Below are 20,165 nucleotides of genomic sequence, written 5' to 3'. Positions count from 1 at the left end.
ACAATATTTTTATTTCATCATAGGTCTTATGCTGATGGTTCTCCGATATTCCTGCGGCATCGCCTTGTAAGCACCGAATACACCGCGGGCCGTACAGCCGACCCCGGTAGTGGCATAATCGAGATTCAGGGTCATGCCTTTCTGCTTCTGCAATTGGTAGGTATACATCGCTTTCGTCAGATTGTCTGTGCTGTACGGATAAATGTTGAAGTTGAACCATTCGTTCATCTTGAATTGAAGGCCGATGCCTTTGTCCGTGGTCAGTTGCAGCCAGCGTACATCTGTCCGCAATCCGTAATCTTGTGGCATTAGATAGGGCTCGTACATAGCTTGTACGGTAGAGGCATATATCCCCGTCGGATAGCCGGTTTTCCGGTCCGGATAGTTCTCTTGCGGTCCTCGGCCGTACCATTTCACTTGGTCGAGCGCATCGCTTACGGTCAGCGTAAGTCCTATGCGAGGAAACCAAAGCGGCATTTTCCCTTCAGGCTTCAATACATGGCGTATCTCTATCGTCCCTTCACTATTGATAATATACTCATAGTGGTTGATGATGCCGTTGTTCTGTATTCCTTCGATGTAGAGGTCTTTTTTCTCTTTTTCTCCTTTGCCCATCAATTCCGCATCAATGATGTGTATATGTACGCCTTCGGTGGTTTCGGACACCGAAAAAGAGAGGGGCTGATGTGTCAGGCGGTCAATCCCTGCAGAATACATTTCTGTGGCTACCGTGTATCCGTAACCTTCTTTCCAGTTGGAGGAGCGGGCGCTGGAGGCATTCCAGTTGTCCAGCTCATTGGCCAGCGGGGCACGCCAAAGATTCAGCCGGAGCGGTGATTCCAGCAGTTCCATATCTTGAACAACCATCGACGTCAGTTGTCCGTCGGTACGGTTGAATACATATTTGAAGCCATCTCCGGAGACAACCAATTCTTTCTCCGAAAGTGAATAGGAAGGTACGCCTTGAGCCTTTTCTTCCGAAGAGCATGGCAGGCTCCAAGGCAGTTCAAGTTCTTCCCATGCCACCTCATGTCCGGCTTTTGCCCACAATTCATCTTTTTTCAGGACGGCATGAAGCATCAGGCGGTATTCTTTGCCGGGAATCAGGGCTGGCTTCTTATAAGGTATGTGCACCAGCTCTTGGCTAAGCGGCGCTGTTGAGAGTGCCAAGTCGCCCGATTGAATAACCTTGTCATCTTCTTTCAATTCCCATCGTATGGCATATCGGGAAGCATTTGTATAATGATTGCGATTCCATAACTCAACGACTCCCTCTGTCACATCCAACATGGAAAAAGAAAGAGGTTGTCCGGTTTTCTTCATTTGCCACATTTCGGGCTGTACGCTACGGTCGGGCCAGATGCTGCCGTACGTACGTGCACCGATACCGTAACTGTAGAATGTACCATTTTCCGTCTCTTGCTCAAAATCTAGCCACAGAGCGGCTTCTTCCGGGTGAAAAGAGGAAGTCAGTGCCTTGGCGAAAATGCCGACTTCGTCCATTTGAGCATCGCAGATGTAGACCGAAGTCTCTTGGCCGTGTGTTTCTGCATTCCGACCGATGTTGACGGGGTAGGGGAAGTTCCGGATATTGCCCGATGCTTGTGTGGAGGCCTTTTCTGCTCCGTCTATATAGATGGACATTTTCTGTCCGTCGTAGACGCACGTCACTTGATGCCAGTTGTATTCCCAGTCAGTAGGCAAGGAGGCGCATACGGAATGCTTTTTATCAGTATAGATATAAAATTCCAGTTTGTCTTTACCGCGTTGTTGCAGCCCGAACTGATAATTGCCTTTTGTGATGAATGAGCCGCAACTGCTTACTAGTTTCCGGGGGTAGATTCTGCAAGTGAGTGTCAGTTCATTACTGTTCAACTCCACATTGTCTGCACGATAGACCTCTACCCATTGGTCGTGACCGTTCAAGTCCAGCACCGTGTTCTTTCCTTCCTTCACTAAGCGGGCATTTCCCATCAGATGGGCGGGAGTATGGAAGGGCGAAAGGTCGTCCACTTGCCTTATCCGTTCGGTCAGTCCCGGACTTACAAAATCCCAGATGGCCCCTCCCATCAGGCGGGGATGTCGGTAGATGGCTTCCCAATAATCGTCCAGGGCACCGCCGGCATTGCCTGCAACCGATAAGTATTCATCCATAAACGATGGTCGGGAATCCTCTCCTATGCCTACCTGCATTTCCAGTTCCATAGGAGTAGGGTAACGGGGTCCGATAATATCTTCTGCCGGATGGGAGAATGCATTTCCGCCATACATCCAGAAGCGGGTGGGGTCCAGCGATTTCCCTTCTTCAATGGTGTGGGTAATGTTGATACCTTCACCGCTTTCGTTTCCTGCGCTCCAGAACAAGACGCAGGGATGGTTTCTGTCCCGTAACACCATTCTGCGGCATCGCTCGCGATACATCTCTTCGTATTCCGGGAGACTTGAAATCCATTCCGAGGCATGGGCTTCATCGCCCACCTCGTCTATGATATAAAGCCCGTATTCATTGGCCAGTTCCAAATACTTATTCACCGGAGGATAGTGAGAGGTACGTACGGCATTGAAATTAAACTGTTTCAACAATTCAAAATCCTTGCGTATGGTGGCTTCGTCCATGACATGTCCCTCTTCGGGATGCTGCATGTGCGAATTTTGTGCATTGACTTTCAGTGGGATACCGTTAAGATAAAAGACACCGTCTTTGATTTCCGTCTTTTTGAATCCGATGACCGTTTCTATCTTGTCTTTCTGCAGACCGGCCGGATTGGATAATTCCAGACCGAGCGTATAAAGCTCGGGTGTCTCGGCTGTCCATTTCCGGGGTTCTTGTACCAAGGTATGCAACTGTATTGTCTTTTCCGCAGCGTCCATTTCAAATGGAGCTGCGGAAAAGTTACAGATAATCTTGTCGTTTTTATCCTTTAAGTAAGCCTTCAATCCATAATTCCCGCTTTGCTTGTTCTGGTAGTCCTTGATTTTTACCTGAATACTTAACTGCGAATCGGTATACGTATTATCAAACTCTGTGATTACTTGCCAGTCGAATATCCTGACAGCAGGTGTGGCGTACAACCATACGTCGTCAAAGATTCCGGCCAGTCGCCAATAATCTTGTCCTTCCAGGTAATAGCCGTCCGAATACTTTAGTACACAGACAGCCAGCGTGTTTTCGCCCGGCTTCAAATAAGGAGTGATGTTGTATTCGGCAGGTTCTTGTGCTCCTTCATTGTAGCCCACTTCATGACCGTTGACCCATACAAAAGAAGCGGATGCCACTTTCTCGAACCTTAAAAATATCTGGTCTTTTGCCGCCCAACTTGCAGGTACCTTGAATGTTCGCCGGTATAGTCCGGTAGGGTTATACTCTTTGGGAGCATGTGGTGGATTCACCCCGAAGGGAGCAGATACATTTCTGAACAGCTTGTCACCATAACCTTGCATTTCCCAGTTTGAGGGAACTTTGATGTCGCCCCATTGCTTATCCGGGAATTCGGGGTTAAAAAAGTGTGCAGGTATCCCTTCCGGTGTATCGCACCAGAAAAACTTCCATGTCCCATTCAGTAGCATGCTCTTTTCGGGCATATGCCAAGCGTGTCCTTCCTCTTGTCCTTTTTCAAATACAGAAGGGTTGTCTATATACCAGAGCATATCCTTAAGGAAGGATTTGTCTTGTGCATAGGATTGCAGGCACAAGGCTACTGAACACAATGGCAGAAACAGTTTTCTCAGATTCATTTTTTTGTAATTCGTGCTGTCCATCCACCGCCGGGTGCCAGTTGTACATTGAGTTTGTCTTTGGCAGTGACGATGCGTACTTCTTTTTTATAGTCGGTAGCTTCACGGTCGGCATTGACGCCGTCGGCAAAGATTTCAGCTTCATAGTTTCCTTCGCCGAGGAAGGAGAGGTCGATGGTGCAGCTGCGCGGAGTCCAGTTGGTCATGCAACCTACAAACCAAGAGTTACCTTTTCGGCGTGCTATCGTGATGTATTCGGCTATTTTACCATCAAGGGCAATGGTTTCGTCGAAGGTAGTGGGAACCTTGGCGATGAAGTCGGTGCATTCCTGTTCCTTTATGTATTTGCTGGGACTGTCGGCAAGCATCTGCAAGGGTGCCTCGAAGACGGTGTACATAGCCATCTGGTGTACACGCGTACCTTGGCTCATGGGGTGATCGTTGACGGAGCGGAACAAGGAACGGGTGGCATTTACCATAGCTCCCGGCGTATAGTCCATCGGACCGACGAGTTGGCGCAGATAGGGAGCGGTAACGTCGTAGCGTGGAAAGTCATGCAAGGGCGCACCGTTCACGATGGGTTCCCACTTGCTGTTTTCCAGTCCTTTCACACCTTCAAAGTTGAGGATGTTGGGATAGGCACGCTGGATACCAAAGGGTTTCAGTCCGTGTAGGTCAAGCAACATGTGATGCTTGGCGGCGCATGCTGCGAGCTGTTCGGTAGAAGAGATGGCGATTTGATCGTCGCGGTCGAAGAAGTCAATTTTGAAACCTTTGATTCCCATTTGTGCGTAGTGGCTGATAACTTGTTCCACGGCAGGGGAGATGTCGCCTCCTCCCGTAAGATTGCGCCAGCTTGCCCAGAGGATGATGCCTATGCCCTTTTGGTTGCCGTATGCCACCAGTTCTTCGAGATTGATTTCGGGACTGATGTCTTCCATTAATGATTCCTTTCCGCTCCAACCTTCGTCGATGATGATATACTCCAGCTGGTTTTCGGCGGCAAAGTCGATGTATTTCTTATAGGTGGGCGTATTCATGCCTGCCTTGAAGTCCACGCCGGTCAGGTTACAAGTATTCCACCAGTCCCATGCCACTTTTCCGGGTTTAATCCAGGATGTGTCAGCGATGCGGCATTCGGGTGCGAGGCGTTGCATCATGTCGTTGTTGGCGAGTTGTGTGTCGTGGGTAACAACAAGCACGGCACGCCAAGGATAGGTCTGTTTCCCTGTGGGACGCCCGTTGGGGCAGAAGTAGGGGGCATTGTTGGGCTTGCTGATAACGTCGGCACGTTTGGTAGGGACGAGGTTCAAGCGGTCATAGCCTCCGATGACTGTTTCCTGTGGATAGGGGGCGAATTCTGCCTTCACTCCGTGGGGCATCTGTGGGTTGGCAGTGAGGAACATGCCGGGATAGTTGGACAATCCGGCTTCCATAATGACGGCTTTCTTTCCGTTCTCCAGTTCTACCATCAGCGGAGTAATGGCAAGCGAGTCTTTGTACATGCGAGAGAGGGGGGCCTCATCGTAGTAGGACTCGAAGGAGTAGCAGTAACGCTCGCCGGCGCGATTGTCGTTAATATAGGGCACGAAAGCGTGGTAATCGCGGTCGAAGTTGAACTCGGCAATCTCGTCCTTCACGCAGAAAGGTTTGCGCAGTTCGGAAACAAAACGATAGGCGGCTCCGTCGTCGTAGGCGCGGAACTGTATGCTATAGCCGTTACGGCATTTCAGCGTGAGTTGGTTATAAGTGTCCTTCACATTCGCCTTTTTGTAGAAAGGAGTGGGGAAGGAAGTGTCGACGGAAGTACGGGTAGCTTTGGTCACCTTCACATTTTTGCCGAAGGTGAAAGCAATGGGCTTTCCCTCAGCTTCGGTGCATTGCATGGCAATGTCTGAAGGCAAAAGAACGGTGGTACCGTCGTGGGCAATCGCCCAGTTGAGGGTTTGTCCGGCTTCGATGTTGACAATTAGTTTTCCGTCCGGTGAATTCAGTTGATATTGCTGTGCTTGTGCCGTCAATGCACAAGAAAGCAATAGGCTGGCGAAACAAGTGCTGATTCTGTTCATTTTTATTTGATTATTGATTATGAATATTTGTTTAATTCCGTGGATATTTAACCGGAATAGCCATCATTTCTTCTAAGAAGAGAGGGTCGTCGAACTGGCAAGTCTGTCGGTTGTATTGTCCCCCCGGAGTGTCCCATAGCATTGGGCACATGCCGCGCGAGTAGATGGCTTCGGTTACGGAAACACAGAAGAGTCTTATCACTTCCTTTGTTCTGTTTCTGGAGTCGGCGCAATATTCGCCTATGATGACGGGGATTCCTTTGTCTACGCAATTCTTCTTCAGTAGGTCCATATTGTCGTTCAGTTCCTTGAAGTCAGCTTCCGTTCCCCAGCTTTCCCGGCCTACACCCCAATCGACAACCTCGCCTCCACCCAGTATGGCAAAGTTTGCGGGAGTATAGTAATGCACTGTAAGAGCAAGTCGGTTTGCGGGATCATTCGGCATCTTGAACAAGGGGTCGTAAGCATACTCCAAGTTGGTGTTGTAGATTTCCACCAACAGATGACGTTTGGCGTTGTTGCCGCCACTGTTTCTTACTATGTCGACAAAGAGCTGGTTGAGGTCGTTCACGTATCCCAGTGCCTTTGCCTTGTCGGCTTCACTACCGCTCCACGGAGTCCAAATCTCATCGTATCCGATTTCATTCATTGGCTCGAACAGTAAGTGGTCACCGTACTTTTCGAAGCGTTCACATATCTGTTTCCAGATGGAAGTGAATTTTTCTTTTGCTTTGCTGTCGGTGGGTACTTGTTTAATCCATTCGTTTTCGTGGTGGATATTGATGATAGCCACCATGCCACAGTCGAGGGTCCAGTTTAGGATTTTCTCTACGCGGTCCATCAGGTCAGGATGCACTTTGAAGTCGTCGGACAGCAGATTGCCCCAGCTGACCGGTATGCGCAGAGATGAGTAGCCCGCTTTGGCATATCCTTCAATGATTTCTTGTGTGATAATAGGGCTTCCCCATGCTTGTTCGTAATTGAGAATGTTGCTTGGGTCTATCCAGTCGCCCACGGCATCCAGCGTGTTGCCTAGGTTGATGCCCAGTCCCATTTCGTTAATCAGTTGGTGGGTTGTGAGATTCTCGCGTACAGTGTATTTTTCCGGTTCATCGCTTTGGATATAGGCCGCCTGCTCCACGTTGATTTCTTGTACATGCTCCTTTACGCTGACGGTGATGATGGCGTTGCGCACGTCGGGCGTAGTGTTGGGTTCTACGGTTATGTTATAGATTGCCTGTACGGGAGTGCTGCTTTCCGAGGTTACTTTGCACCATGCTTCCGAACTTTGGAAAGTGGCTGGTTCATTGGGGGTGATACCGAATTTCTTGCTACCACCCGTTTGTTCAAAATGGAAGGAAGTAGGCTCTACGATGATTTTCAGTTCTTTTTTATCGTCAGAGCAAGCCGTCATCAGAAACAGAATCAGGCTGGTCAATAGGGTTTCCTTGAAGATTTGTACCATGATATTCATTGATTTTCTCTTTAATAATTGCGGTGTATTCATTTTTTAGACGCTGATTCAGCTGAATCAGCGTCTAAAAGTTTAAAAGAGCGGTGTCACTTTATGTTAATTCTGTGTCTGAATTCAATTTATTGAATTATTGTATCTTGACAATTCGGAAATTATCAAAATACATTTCGATGTTGTATGGACCATTACCGCTGGGGTTGGTCATCTGGAGTGCCAGCTCTTCGCCACTCCGGCTTTGGAATTTGCCCCAGGTAGCTTCATCCACGAGTGCAGAGAGCGGAATGCTGCATTGCATCCACTGGCCTACTTCGGTCTTTCCAGTGAAATCGCTCATAGGACGATAGTCCGTGTAGTTGTGTGCCTCGTTTCCTTTGAGGTAGATACGGAAGACAGGACCTTCGCCATATTCTTGCGCTACAAAACACTCGAACTGTAAAGCTAGTTCGGAAGTCGGTGTAGCGGCAGGCAAGAAGGCGGCATCAATATTCCATACAGCGGTGTTCTGCAATTGTCCCCACCACCAGTTCCATGCAGAAAGTTCACCGGCCAGCTGATAGCATTGCCCGTCGGAGAAGTAGGGGGGTACCGAACCGTCGGCTGTGATGGCTGTGGCAAATCCGCCCCATGAGAAGGAACCGATGTCATCGTAGTTGAGCACGATATTCTCCAGAGGATAGAAGCCCGGAACTTCGGCAGTGCCGCCCATTGTGGTGATGGCGAGTGAGCAAGTGCCTTGTGGTGGGCGCGGCATGGTGAAGGTAAGCACATCGTTGGCTTCGCTTATAGTAACAGTAGAGAGGTCTACGGAGCGGTTGCCCATTGTGATGGAGGCGATGTCCATGAAATTCTGTCCCAGTACGGTAACAGTAGTACCCGTGATAGGCATCATGGAACTTACCTTGTTGATGCTCGGTGGAAGAGCTGTACGGCGGAAGGGAGTGAATGCCGCTGCCGTATAGCATTCTACTACCAGACTTCCTTCATCAATCAGTCCTGCCGGTGCCTTGAAGGAAATTTCACTGAAATCTTTGTTTACTGTAAATTCTGTTATTTCTGTTGATACGGGAGCATCGGTAATGTCACCTTCGGCTGTGGTGAAGTAGATACGCTGGATTTCGTAGAAATTGCCTCCTATTACGCGTAATGGTGTTCCTACCTCTACGGGGAAAGTAGTGGCGATGCGGGTAATATAGGGTGCAGGCGAGAGCACGTGCATCGAGTAGATGGCTGTGCCGTGCGTAGTTTCTATACGTAGTTCATCCTTCAAATCGGGATTGGCGCCAACCAGCGGTAAATCTGCGGGAATGGTGAGGATGAGATTGGTAGATGTGCTGTAGTTACTGTTGAATGAAACTTCTTGTTGATTGATGAATACTTTTTTCACACCGTTCAAGTTTTCACCGATAGCCACAATCATGGTACCTGGATTTACGTCAGTAAAGGTACTGTCGGCTTTCTCGGGGTCTGTCAGGCGAATGTGGTGGATGACGGGGATACCGCCGCCTTCATCGTCGTTACAAGCGGTGAAGAGATTGCATGCCAGCATAATGGTCAGCAATATTAAGGGAAAATGGATATGTTTCATGTTATAATAGTAAAATTAGATAATGAATGTATCGTTTGACTTATTCACTGAACTCATAGGCTACCGGTTCTTCATTCAGCAGCGGGTTCTGGATGATGTCGCTTTCCGGATAGGGCATCATGATGTTGTTGTGGGTAATTTCGACATTTTCGCCCGGTTCCTGCCAATTTTCCACACCTTCGAGGAAGACATCACCGTCGTATTTACCGAAGTGCAGATAGCCGTCCTCATCTTTCACAATGTTGTCAACTGTATAACCTCGGTGCTGGTTCTGGAAATAATTGAGCATGTAGTCGGGTCTCCAATGATACCACGACACCATGTCATACCAGTTGCAATACTCCATAGAAAATTCGACGCGACGTTCACGGATAATGTCTTCAAAGGTGATGCTTTTCTTACGTGGAATACAGGCACGGTCGCGGACAAGATTCAATGCTTCCAGACCGGGGCCGCCGGTCAATTCTTCATTGTTGCCGAGACAAGCTTCGGCATAGGTGAGATAAACATCGGCCAAACGCAAGATGTAGGTGTTAAGCGGAGAATTCATTGACTGGATATAGCCATCGTTGTCATCATCGGGACCGCCGGGCACGCCTTTCTTGATGCTGGAGGTGTTGCCGTCGTAGGTGTATCCACCATTGGCAATACAAATATAGGGATAATATGTTCCCGGAGTGCAGAACGTTGCGTTGCGGCGTATGGTATCGCCTACTTCATATTGCTGAAGCATATCAATGCTGGCTTGGTAACTACTCCAGACGTTAATGCCACCAGTCATCGTGCTGTTACCCGCAAGGTCGGCAAGCAGGGTGTTGCATACTCCCCAATCACCTAACGGTACCCATTGCATGGCGATGAGTGATTCCGGATTGTTGTTATGTTTGTATTTGAAGAGGTCTTCGTAGCGGTCGTAAAGGGCGATTCCGCTGTTCTCTATCACGTCGGCTGCTATCTTTTTTGCCAGTTCCAGGTCTGTATTGTCTCGTGTACCTCCTTTCCATCCAGAACGGGCAAGGTAGGCTTTGGCCAACATTCCTTTGGCTCCCCAACTGCTGACGCGGCCTTTGGCCATCGGCACTTCGGGGAGGTTCTCAGCTGCGAAGGTCAGGTCGCGAATCACCAATTCAAACACATCCTCTTCGCGATGGAGGGGTTGGATGGGGTTGGCTACCACTTTGTCGTTATCTTCAATGATAATGACTGGTCCCCAAAGACGCACCATGTAGAAGTAGGCACAGGCACGCATCAGGCGCGCTTCGGCAATGGCGGTCAGTTTAGCCTGTTCGCTTACGTTGCTGCTGCATTTGGTCTTCACGTCACTGATGGCGGCGTTTGCCATGGTGATGACCGAATAGAATCCTTTCCAGGCAGCGGCAAGATTGTCGTTCAATGCCGTTACCTTGAAGTTGGTAAATTCTGGGGAACCCCAGCGGCTGAAGTTGTCGTTAGCCCGGTTACTGCCCAGCGGCACGATGGAACGCTGGTTGAGGTCGAACCAGGCACGATTGTAGAGCGGGGCTGTAGCCGCTTGTAAAGCTTTATCGGAAGTGTAGAAGGTTACATCCACGTAGTTGCCTTCGGGAGCACGTTCCAGAAAAGAGTCGCTGCACGCTGTGAGCAGGAGGAGCGACGATATAAGGGTGAGAAATCTGTATTTCATGTTATTTGTCTTTTTTAGTGATATTTGCCAAACTCATTAAAAATTAAAATTAAGTCCGAACGTATAGATACGCTGAGAGGGGTAACGGGCATCGTCCACACCCCGCAAGAGGACATTGTAATTCAATGCGCCTATTTCAGGGTCGTATCCTTTGTAGCCACTGATGGTGCAAAGGTTCTGAATATTGACGTAGAGCCGTATATTGTCTATTTGTAAATGGCGCAGCCACTTTCGGGGGAATGTATAACCCAATGAGATGTTCTTTATACGGAGATAAGAGGCATCTTCGATAAAACGGCTGGAGATACGGTTGTTGTCATTGGCGCTACTGGTGGTGACACGCTGTACTTTGGCTCGGTCGGCATTGACGATATAGACGTTGGAGAGCTCTTCATCGCCCACTTCGGGGTCGTGCATTCCAATCAAAGCAATGTCGGTGGCTTCTTTCAGCAAGTTGCTGTTTCGCATGGGGTCGGTAAACGTGCGGCGGATTAGGTTGACGGCTTTATTACCTACCGAACCGTTAAGGAAGATGTTGAGGTCGAATCCTTTATATGCGAAATAGTTGTTGAATCCGAAGGTGAACTTAGGAGCTGGATTACCCAAGAATGTACGGTCTTTTTCATCGATTACACCATCTTCGTGAAGGTCTTCGTAAATGTAGTCACCTACCCAGATACCATTTTTGCTTATTTGTTGACCCTTGGGAATTGCTATACGTATGCGATTGCCCGCTTCGTCGAGCTGGAAGTTGCCGTCAGCATCTTTCTTGTAGAAGTCGCTCTCTTCTTTGAACATACCGATGACTTTATAACCGTAGAACTGCCCGACCGGTTCGCCCACCATAGTGTAGGTCAGCGTTTCATTTCCGTTGATGCCCGAGATTGCCGATGACTCGGAGTAGAGTTTTGTTACTTCGTTGCGGTTGATGGAGAAGGTGAGTCCGGAAGTCCAGGTAAAGTCGTGGGTCAGGATGTTGCGTGTATTCAGTGTAAATTCCACACCCTTGTTGGTCATGGCACCGGCGTTGACCCACGGTGCACCGATGAGTCCACTTACATAGGTGGGCAATGAGGCTTGCATCAAGAGGTTGTCGGTCTTCTTGTAATAAGCGTCGGCAATCAATTCCACGCGGTTGTCGAAGAGGGCGAGGTCTAGGCCGATGTTATAGGAGTTGGTTTCTTCCCATTTCAAGCTACGGTTGGGGTAGTTTCCGGCATAGAATCCGGTTCCCCAGATGGAAGCTGCCGAAGCCATGGTTACACCGTAGGCATAAGAGCCTGCCCATTGGTTACCTACCACACCCCACCCTAAGCGAAGTTTTAGGGAGTTGATGGCTTCCACGTCTTTAAGGAAGGCTTCGTTGTTGACTTTCCATGCCAATGCTACAGAGGGAAACCAACCCCAGCGGCTTTCCTTGGCAAAGGATGAAGAACCATCGGCACGGAGGGTGGCGGTCAGCAAGTAGCGGTCGGCAAAGTTATAGTTCAGACGGCCGAAGTAAGACTCGATGGCGGATGAACCGCGTGAGCTGTTGGCTTTGGCGGTAGTGGCGTCTCCGGCATTCAATTCGTGAACCGAGTTGAAGAGGAAGTTGGTACGGCTTCCGTCCAAAGATTCCCAGTTGTTTTCTTGCGCTTCGTGACCGGCCATGACCGAAACGTTGTGCTTGCCGAAAGTACCATTGTAAGTAAGGTAGGTCTTCAAAGTCCAGTTACTTCCGTTACCTGCCGAGCGGCTTGCCGAAGATTGTTGTTTGAAGAATTCATAGTCGTAGGAAGGAGTGAACCGATAACCGGTGTTGTAGTTGTAGTTGGCTGCATACTCTGTGCGGAACACCAATCCTTTCCATAATTTGATGTCAGCAAAAGCATTGACGTAAACCTGTGTACTGCGGCTGTAGTTTTCGTTTTGGATAAGGTCGGAGAGGGGATTGGAGAAGTAAGTTCCATACATATTCTCCGTCTGCATACCGAAACTTCCGTCCGGATTGCGGGCGGGTACCTCGGGAAGCTGGTTCAGGGCATTATAGATGGCACCCGAACCGTCTACGCTGTTGGTTTGTTTGGTACGTGCCACTGAAGCACGCAAGCCGGTAGTGAGCCATTTGTTAATATCGTTGTCCATGTTGACACGGAAAGAGAAACGTTCGAAATCGGAACCGAACACGATACCGTCTTGTTGCAGGTAACCGCCCGATAAGGAGTATTTCATGTTTTGCGAACCGCCGGAAATGTTTATTTGATGGTTGTGCATCGGTGCTGTGCGGAAGATTTCGTCCTGCCAATTGGTTCCTTCACCAAGGAGTGTGGGATCTTTAAACTCCTCGCGTTCACCGAAACCGATTGTGGCAGCGCGGAGGTTCTGATAAACGGCATATTCGGGAAGCGACAATGTTTTCAACTTCTTGGGAAGTTGCTGGAGGGCATAGTAACCTTCGTAGGAAACTTTGGTCTTGCCCGTTTCGCCCTGACGGGTAGTGATAAGTACCACACCATTGGAGGCGCGGCTACCGTAGATGGCAGTGGCAGAAGCGTCCTTCAAAACCTCCATAGATACGATGTCCGATGGGTTGATGGAACTGAGTACACTACTGTTACCGTTATTGTTACCCGATATGGCTACACCGTCGATGACGTAGAGCGGTTCGTTGCCGTTCAGGGAGTTGATGCCACGGATACTGACGGAGATACCGCCACCCGGAGTACCGGAGTTCTGCGTTACTTGTACACCGGCGGCGCGTCCTTGCAAAGCTTGGTCGAGCGAGGTGACTACGGATTTTTTCAGTTCGTCACCCGTCACGCTGACCACGGAACCGGTCAAGTCACTGCGTTTCATCGTACCGTAACCTACAACTACTACTTCGTCCAACATTTCGTTGTCCTCTTGTAATTGCACGTCTATACGGCTGTTTTTTCCGACCTTTATTTCTTTGGAACGGTAGCCGATGTAGGAAACAATCAAAGTCTGCCCTTGTCCTGCTTGGACGGAATAACGTCCGTTGAGGTCGGTGGTACCACCGGCTTTGGTCTCTTTTACTATAACGGTGGCTCCTACAAGTGGTTCACCGTCCGATTCTGACTGAACGATACCGGAAATCATTTTACTTTGTCCGTACATGGAGATTGTACCCCAAAACATCAGCACAATGGCAAGCAATTGCTTTAATTTTGCCCATTGCCATTGTGGACGTACATTTGCGCGTAACTTCATAATACTTTAATTTAAGATTTAAAAATATAAGAAATGACTGATTTGAAAGTCACTGCAAATATGAACTGTTTTGGCAATAATGTAGGCTTGTTATGTTTTAAATAGTGTACCTTTATGTTTCAAGTTATCATTTTAGACTGCGGATGTAATCAGATGGTGATATTCCAAATTCATTCTTGAAGTTTACAGTGAACCTTTTTGGAGAACTGAATCCCACCTCATAGGCAATTTCTGCAATTTGTTTCTGGCTTTCCTTTAGAAGTTGCTTACTGCGCTTCAAACGGATAATCCGGATGAATTCTGCCGGACCTTTACCGGTGATACACATCAGCTTTTTGTAGAGATGGCTACGACTCAACCCCAATTCTGCTCCTAACATTTCCACAGAGAAGTCGGAATCACTCATGCGCTCTTCTACTATTTTGATAGCTTTTTCAATAAATTGTTCGTCTAGTGGAGTGATTGTTATTTCATTAGGTGTCACTTCTATTTTCTGACTGAATTTACGATGGCTTTTTTCTGTCCATTCAATAAATTTCCTGATGCGCAGCTTTAGTAATTTGAAGTCAAAAGGCTTTACGATATAGTCATCGGCTCCTTGCTCAAATCCTTCACTTTTGTATTCTTCTGCCATACGGGCTGTAAGCAATATAACGGGAATGTGGGACCATTGCATGTTTGTTTTGATTTGCCGACATAGCTCTGTTCCATTCATCACTGGCATCATGATGTCGCTTATTACAATATTGACACTGTTTTTTTCTAATATCTTCAATGCCTCTGCTCCATTGTAGGCAACCTGTATGGCGTATTCATCGGACAGGTATTCAGACATGAAACTACAGAAATCCTTGTTGTCGTCCACCAACAAGATGGTATACCGCAATTCTTCCGCATTTGGAACGGGAAGTTCATTCGGAGCTTTGTCATTGTTTAGCAGTTCCGGAAGTAATTCCTCCTTTTCACTGGCATATGTGACGATAGGCAATTTAACGGTAAATACGGAACCTTTAGGAAAATTGTCTGTAACGGAGATTGTTCCTTTGTGTAGATGTACATATTCGTTTGCAATATGCAGGCCGATTCCACTGCCGGTTTTTTCCGAAGTTTGTTGCACCTGATAAAAACGTTCGAAGATATGTTTCTTGTCTTTGTCTATGATACCTTGTCCGTTGTCTGCCACACAGATGCATACATTGTCATCTTCGCGATAAAGATGTACATTGATTTCTCCTTTATCAGGAGTGTATTTGAAGGCATTGGACAACAAGTTGTTCATTACTTTTTTTATTTTAACCGGATCGAAGGACATGTTCAGGTTTTCTACTTCGCACATGAAACAGAAGCTGATGGTATGGTCAAGAGCATACTCTTGAAAAGTACTGCAAATCTCGCGGATAAAGTTGACAATATCTCCCGATTTGTAATGAGCTGTCTCGGCTCCTACATCCAGTTTCCGGAAATCAAGCAGAGAGTTTATCGATGTAAGTAATTGTTGTGCATTTTTATTGATTGTATTTAGTTTTTTGCGTATTCCGTCATCCAGGGTTTCTGACAATAACATTTGTAACGGGCTAATGATAAGCGTCAGTGGTGTACGTAAATCATGGCTTATATTTGTAAAGAACTTTAGCTTCATCTCATTCAGGAGCAACTTTTGTTCTTGCTCCAGTTTTGCTCGTTGTTGCTCCAGTCTTATGTTGTGATGCTTTTTGAATCGGTATATTACATAGGATATTATACCAATGGCAAACAATATGTATAAGATGATAGCAACATTACATAAATATATTGGAGATGAAACGGTTATATTCAACTCACTAGCTTCGTCATTCCATATACCGTCACTGTTACAAGCTTTAATCAATAGTTTGTAATTGCCAGGAGGAAGGGTGGTGAAAGCTACTTTGTTCTCGTTTGTATAGTACCATTGGGTATTTAATCCTTCCAGTTTATAGGCATATCTTATTTTATCAGCATTCAGCAAATCGCCTGCGGCAAATTCGATGGAGATTAAATAATCGTCATATCTGACAGACAATGATGGGGTTCTGCCAAGTACAGTTGTTAATAGTTTACGCCCTTCATATATTGAGTCTACTTCTATATGTTGATTGCCAATGGTCAGATTTGTAAAATACACCTTTGCCAGCGGTCGGCTCTTTTCGGTCAGCTTGTTCGGATTTATAGATGTATAGCCACTGGTGCCTCCCAGCAGTAAATCTCCGCTGGACAATTTACAAGCGGAATGGGAGTTGAAATGATTTTCTGGCAATCCGTCTCTGGTAGAAAGATTCTTGAAAGAAAAGTCTACTCCTTCCTGGGTGTCTGGGGTTACTTCCAATATAGACAATCCGTTACTTGTTGCAAGCCACATGTTACCATGATTGTCTTGGGTTATACTGTTAATGAGATTGTCACACAATCCGTTGTTTACGTCGAACCAGTGTAGTGAATCATTTTTTAAGTCCCAGGCAGTCAATCCTTGTTTATGGGCTAACCACAATATATCTCTGTCGTCCTTGAATACAGTGGAAATGAAGAGCTGCTTGAATGGCTGTGTCTCTTTTCGATTGGCATAAATCATTTCGGGTTTTCTCGTCACGATGTCCATTACACAGAGTCCGTATGTAGTCCCGATATACATTTTGTCTCCATAGTCATAACAGATATTGAGTACATTGATATTATTCCCATCAGGTAGTAGATAACTTGTCGCAGTATTTGCGTCCGGATTAAAACAAACCAAAGTTTCCAGTACATAACCTATCCATAAGTTTCCATATCGGTCTTCCTTCATACTCCATACGCCACTGTATGGCAGTTGGCTGTTCTCTGGAGTAAAATGGCGAATACTGTTGTTCTCATAGCAGAACAATCCGTCTTGATAACTTCCTGCCCAAATCCGTCCTTTATGGTCTTCGAGAAGACTGATGATGGCTATGTCGGGGATGGATAGTTTGCGAATGGCAAATCCTTTTTGCTTTTCTTTTACATAAAGTCCGTTCCCATCTGTTCCCAGCCAAATGTTTCCGGCCTTATCCTCTAAAATGGAGGCTATATCACCGCATTCTTTATGCTGGGTATCAATAAATTCATGGAAGCTTTCGTGATAATAAGAAACTCCTTTTTTGAAATTTCCTAACCAAATGACGCCTGAATCATCACGGTAGATTGTATTTATTCTGTTGGAAGCAAGGGATGTGGAAGACATAGGGGTATTCAGGAGGTTGACAAGGTTATCATTTACGTAGTCATAAATGAATACTCCTTTATGGTCCGTTCCTATCCAGACATGTCCGTTCGAGTCATCCAGTATGCTCCTTACCGCATTACTTTTTGTCTCTATTTTGGAATGGAGATTGATTTGGTTCCATTCCGATTTTATGTTTTTCTTATAGAATATTTGTTCATCGGTATATGAATATAGCCAGATGCCTCCATGATAATCAATGTATATGTGCTTTTCGATAATAGAGTTGGAGGGTAAGCTGATGTTATCTACCCGTTTACATTTCTTTGCGTTGTTCTCTAGTTTCAATAAGGTCGAATTCCAAAGAAGATATAGGTTTTCACCATCATCGCTGATACTCAGTTCCGGAGTTTCTTCTGGAAAGTTTTCTATTTTGAATGTTTTAAGGGTTTTATGAAAAAAATTGAAGTAAAAAGCATTTTGGCCTTGCAGTACCCATAAATTGTGTCTTTTGTCAACATGTACTTTGTAGGTACCATTTATCTGGATGCCTATTTTAAGGAGGTATGAGGGAATATCGGTAATGAAGTTGTCTTTGTCTCGGTCGTATATACAATATCTTGCCTCGCTTCCAATCCACAAATTGCCCAAACCGTCTTCCTGTAAGTTCCAGATGTCGTTAGACAATAAAGAATGGATGTCTTTTTCTTTGGGTTGATACACTTTAAAGCTATATCCGTCGTATCGGTTCAATCCATTGGCGGTCCCTATCCATAAAAAGCCTTCACAGTCTTTCAATATGGTTTTTACGTTATTGTTTGAAAGCCCGTTTTCTACTTTCAGATGGCGAAATACATACGGAGTTTGTCCTGCTAACGGCAGATAAGCCAGTAACAGAATAATGAGGGGGAACACTAATTTGTGTAAATAGTTTGTAAAAGACATACTATATAATCTGAAATTGAATTCTCAAAGATAGCAATATCTTATTTAAATAAACGTAAATATGTTGCATTAATAGGTCTGTAATGTTGCATCGCGGTCGTATAAGTCTTAAACATGCCATCCGTTTGTTGTCTTGCGTGTCTTGAAGTGTTTTTCTCATTTATTATTCAACATTTATTTCATACCTTTGCAGGGAAGGACTGGTTCCTGCCAATATGATTAACCTTCTAATACTTTATCGAAAATGAACAGATTCATCATTTTATTTTTATTCTCTTTGGGAATATTGTCAACATGTGTATTTGCCGTAGAGGTGATTCCACTGAATGAAGGATGGAATTTCCACCGGGGTTTTCAGGCACCTGCTTCGGAAATAGTGAAGGTTACTTTGCCTCACACTTGGAATGCGGGCGATGGCATGTTTGGCAATGCCGATTATTATAGGGGATTATGCAATTACAGTCGTAAGTTGTCTGTTCCTGCCCATTATCGGGGCAAACGTTTTTTCTTGAAAGTGATGGCTGCACAGACGGTTGCCGACATTTTTATCGACCATCATTTTGTGATGCAACATAAGGGTGGTTATACGGCATTTGCGGCAGAATTGACTGATTTCCTGGTCCCGGGAACAGAAAGTGTATTGGAAATTCGTGTCAGCAATGCTCAGACTATGGATGTCGCTCCCATTTGCGGCGACTTCAATATGTTTGGTGGGTTGTATCGGGGGGTGGAACTGCTGGTGACGGAGGATGTCTGCATAGAACCTGCTTATTATGCCTCTTCAGGTGTATTCTTCACTCAGTCCGATGTATCGGAGAAAAAGGCCCATTTGAAAATTGAAGCACTGCTTTCGGCAAGGGAAACTACTGTGACCGGTTGCGAGGTGGAGTTTCGACTATATGACAAGGAAAAGTTGCTTTGCCGTGTTGCCAGTGCAGAGGTGGGTGAGGATAAAAAGGTGATGATGGACATAGTGCTTGAAAGGCCTCATTTGTGGGATGGAGTGAAGAATCCCTATTTATATAAAGGAGTGGTGATATTGCGTAAGGATGGAAAAGAGATAGACCGCCGCGAAGAAGAGATAGGTTTCCGCTACTTTCATGCCGATGCGGAGAAAGGTTTCTTCCTGAATGGAAAGCCTTATCGCTTGAATGGCGTGAACCGGCATCAGGATAGGGCAGAACGCGCTTCGGCATTTTATCCGCAAGACCATGATGAAGATTTGGACTTGATGCAGGAAATGGGATGCAATGCCGTGCGTCTTTGTCACTATCCGCAAGCCAAATACATGCATCAACAGATGGACAAGCGGGGACTGGTGGCATGGGCTGAGATTCCTTTTGTCAATGTTTATGTGAATAATCCTGCTTATGATGAAAACTTGCGCCTGCAATTGAAGGAACTGATTTTACAGAACTACAATCACCCCTGCATTTTGTTCTGGGGGCTGTTCAATGAGATAAATTCCGGTTGGCTGGACCGTCCTTCGCGTATGGCGGCAGAGCTTCATGCTTTGGCCCGTCAGTTGGACCCGAGCCGTCCCACTATGGGAGCCAGTAATCAGGATGACGACTTCAACGGATTCACCGACTTGATTGCTTTCAACAAGTATTTCGGCTGGTATGGCGACAACATGGATGACATGGGGCGCTGGATAGACCGCGAGCATGCAGCACATCCGGAGCGGAAGATGGGCATCAGCGAGTATGGTGCCGGGGCATGCGTATTCCAGCAGGAGGACTCGCTGAGGCATCCGGAACCGTGGGGGCAATGGCATCCCGAAAACTGGCAGACTTATTATCATGTGGAGAATTGGAAACAGCTTCAGGAACGCGAATTCTTGTGGTGCAACTTCATCTGGTGCATGTTCGACTTTTCGGCGGCAGGCCGTAGGGAGGGATCCATTATGGGACGCAACGATAAGGGGCTGGTGACTTACGACCGGAAAATAAAGAAAGATGCCTTTTACTTTTATAAGGCAAACTGGAATCAAGAAGATAAGTTTGTATATATCGCAGGAAAACGATTGGTAAACAGAACCCGCAAAACCGTTGATGTGCAAGTATTCAGCAATAGCGGAGCTGCCAAATTGTATATCAATGGCAAAGCATATGGGACTGCAAAACCTGATTCCGTAAATGTACTGGAATGGAAAGGCATTGTATTGGATACCGGTGAAAATAGAATTGAAGTTAGGAACAAATATGGAGCGGATTGTTGTGTATGGATATGTCCTTTTTAATTTTCATCAGGCGCGGAATGTATAGGAGAGCCACGGGGAATAATGA

General features: G+C 46.5%; 8 protein-coding genes. 1 reads left to right on the top strand and 7 read right to left on the bottom strand.

Going from position 1 to position 20,165, the window contains the following annotated elements:
- Window positions 1–9: 9 nt before the first annotated feature.
- From DW800_RS10505 to DW800_RS10475, 7 genes are all read right to left on the bottom strand, one after another.
- Window positions 10–3,735 carry a glycoside hydrolase family 2 TIM barrel-domain containing protein gene (locus DW800_RS10505; protein WP_227224546.1) on the bottom strand — a complete coding sequence of 1,242 codons (3,726 nt, stop codon included), beginning with the start codon at window positions 3,733–3,735 and terminating at the stop codon, window positions 10–12.
- Entirely contained in the window at window positions 3,732–5,804 is a 2,073-nt protein-coding gene (locus DW800_RS10500) for a glycoside hydrolase family 97 protein (RefSeq protein WP_117703865.1), read from the bottom strand. The genes DW800_RS10505 and DW800_RS10500 overlap by 4 nt, the downstream gene beginning before the upstream one ends.
- Before the next feature lie 31 nt (window positions 5,805–5,835).
- The gene (locus DW800_RS10495) at window positions 5,836–7,278 is read right to left on the bottom strand and encodes a cellulase family glycosylhydrolase (RefSeq protein ID WP_227224547.1); all 1,443 of its coding nucleotides are present in this window, start codon (window positions 7,276–7,278) and stop codon (window positions 5,836–5,838) included.
- 127 nt (window positions 7,279–7,405) lie between these two features.
- Window positions 7,406–8,863: a glycan-binding surface protein gene (locus DW800_RS10490; protein ID WP_035447037.1), complete on the bottom strand. Its 1,458-nt coding sequence runs from the start codon at window positions 8,861–8,863 to the stop codon at window positions 7,406–7,408.
- A gap of 40 nt (window positions 8,864–8,903) precedes the next feature.
- A complete protein-coding gene (locus DW800_RS10485; protein WP_035447034.1) occupies window positions 8,904–10,526 on the bottom strand; it encodes a RagB/SusD family nutrient uptake outer membrane protein in 1,623 nt (540 codons plus the stop codon).
- Window positions 10,527–10,562: 36 nt separating this feature from the next.
- Window positions 10,563–13,739 (bottom strand): SusC/RagA family TonB-linked outer membrane protein, encoded by a 3,177-nt coding sequence (locus DW800_RS10480; protein WP_035447031.1) that lies wholly within the window; start codon window positions 13,737–13,739, stop codon window positions 10,563–10,565.
- Window positions 13,740–13,866: 127 nt separating this feature from the next.
- Window positions 13,867–17,877, bottom strand: coding sequence for a hybrid sensor histidine kinase/response regulator transcription factor (locus DW800_RS10475; RefSeq protein ID WP_119958040.1), 4,011 nt, complete (start codon window positions 17,875–17,877; stop codon window positions 13,867–13,869).
- Window positions 17,878–18,121: 244 nt separating this feature from the next.
- Between DW800_RS10475 and DW800_RS10470 the strand changes: the two genes are divergently transcribed.
- Window positions 18,122–20,119 (top strand): glycoside hydrolase family 2 protein, encoded by a 1,998-nt coding sequence (locus tag DW800_RS10470; protein ID WP_119958039.1) that lies wholly within the window; start codon window positions 18,122–18,124, stop codon window positions 20,117–20,119.
- Window positions 20,120–20,165: the final 46 nt, after the last annotated feature.

Origin of the sequence: Bacteroides sp. AM32-11AC (genome assembly GCF_003603515.1) — a bacterium.
Taxonomy (GTDB): domain Bacteria; phylum Bacteroidota; class Bacteroidia; order Bacteroidales; family Bacteroidaceae; genus Bacteroides; species Bacteroides uniformis.
Note: the sequence above shows the minus strand (reverse complement) of the source record. Positions and strands in the feature narration are given on the sequence as shown.

Bases quoted from the DNA above. Each gene is read 5' to 3' on its own strand.
- DW800_RS10505 (WP_227224546.1), bottom strand. From the start codon at position 3,735: ATGAATCTGAGAAAACTGTTTCTGCCATTGTGTTCAGTAGCCTTGTGC.
- DW800_RS10500 (WP_117703865.1), bottom strand. From the start codon at position 5,804: ATGAACAGAATCAGCACTTGTTTCGCCAGCCTATTGCTTTCTTGTGCA.
- DW800_RS10495 (WP_227224547.1), bottom strand. From the start codon at position 7,278: ATGAATATCATGGTACAAATCTTCAAGGAAACCCTATTGACCAGCCTG.
- DW800_RS10490 (WP_035447037.1), bottom strand. From the start codon at position 8,863: ATGAAACATATCCATTTTCCCTTAATATTGCTGACCATTATGCTGGCA.
- DW800_RS10485 (WP_035447034.1), bottom strand. From the start codon at position 10,526: ATGAAATACAGATTTCTCACCCTTATATCGTCGCTCCTCCTGCTCACA.
- DW800_RS10480 (WP_035447031.1), bottom strand. From the start codon at position 13,739: ATGAAGTTACGCGCAAATGTACGTCCACAATGGCAATGGGCAAAATTA.
- DW800_RS10475 (WP_119958040.1), bottom strand. From the start codon at position 17,877: ATGTCTTTTACAAACTATTTACACAAATTAGTGTTCCCCCTCATTATT.
- DW800_RS10470 (WP_119958039.1), top strand. From the start codon at position 18,122: ATGAACAGATTCATCATTTTATTTTTATTCTCTTTGGGAATATTGTCA.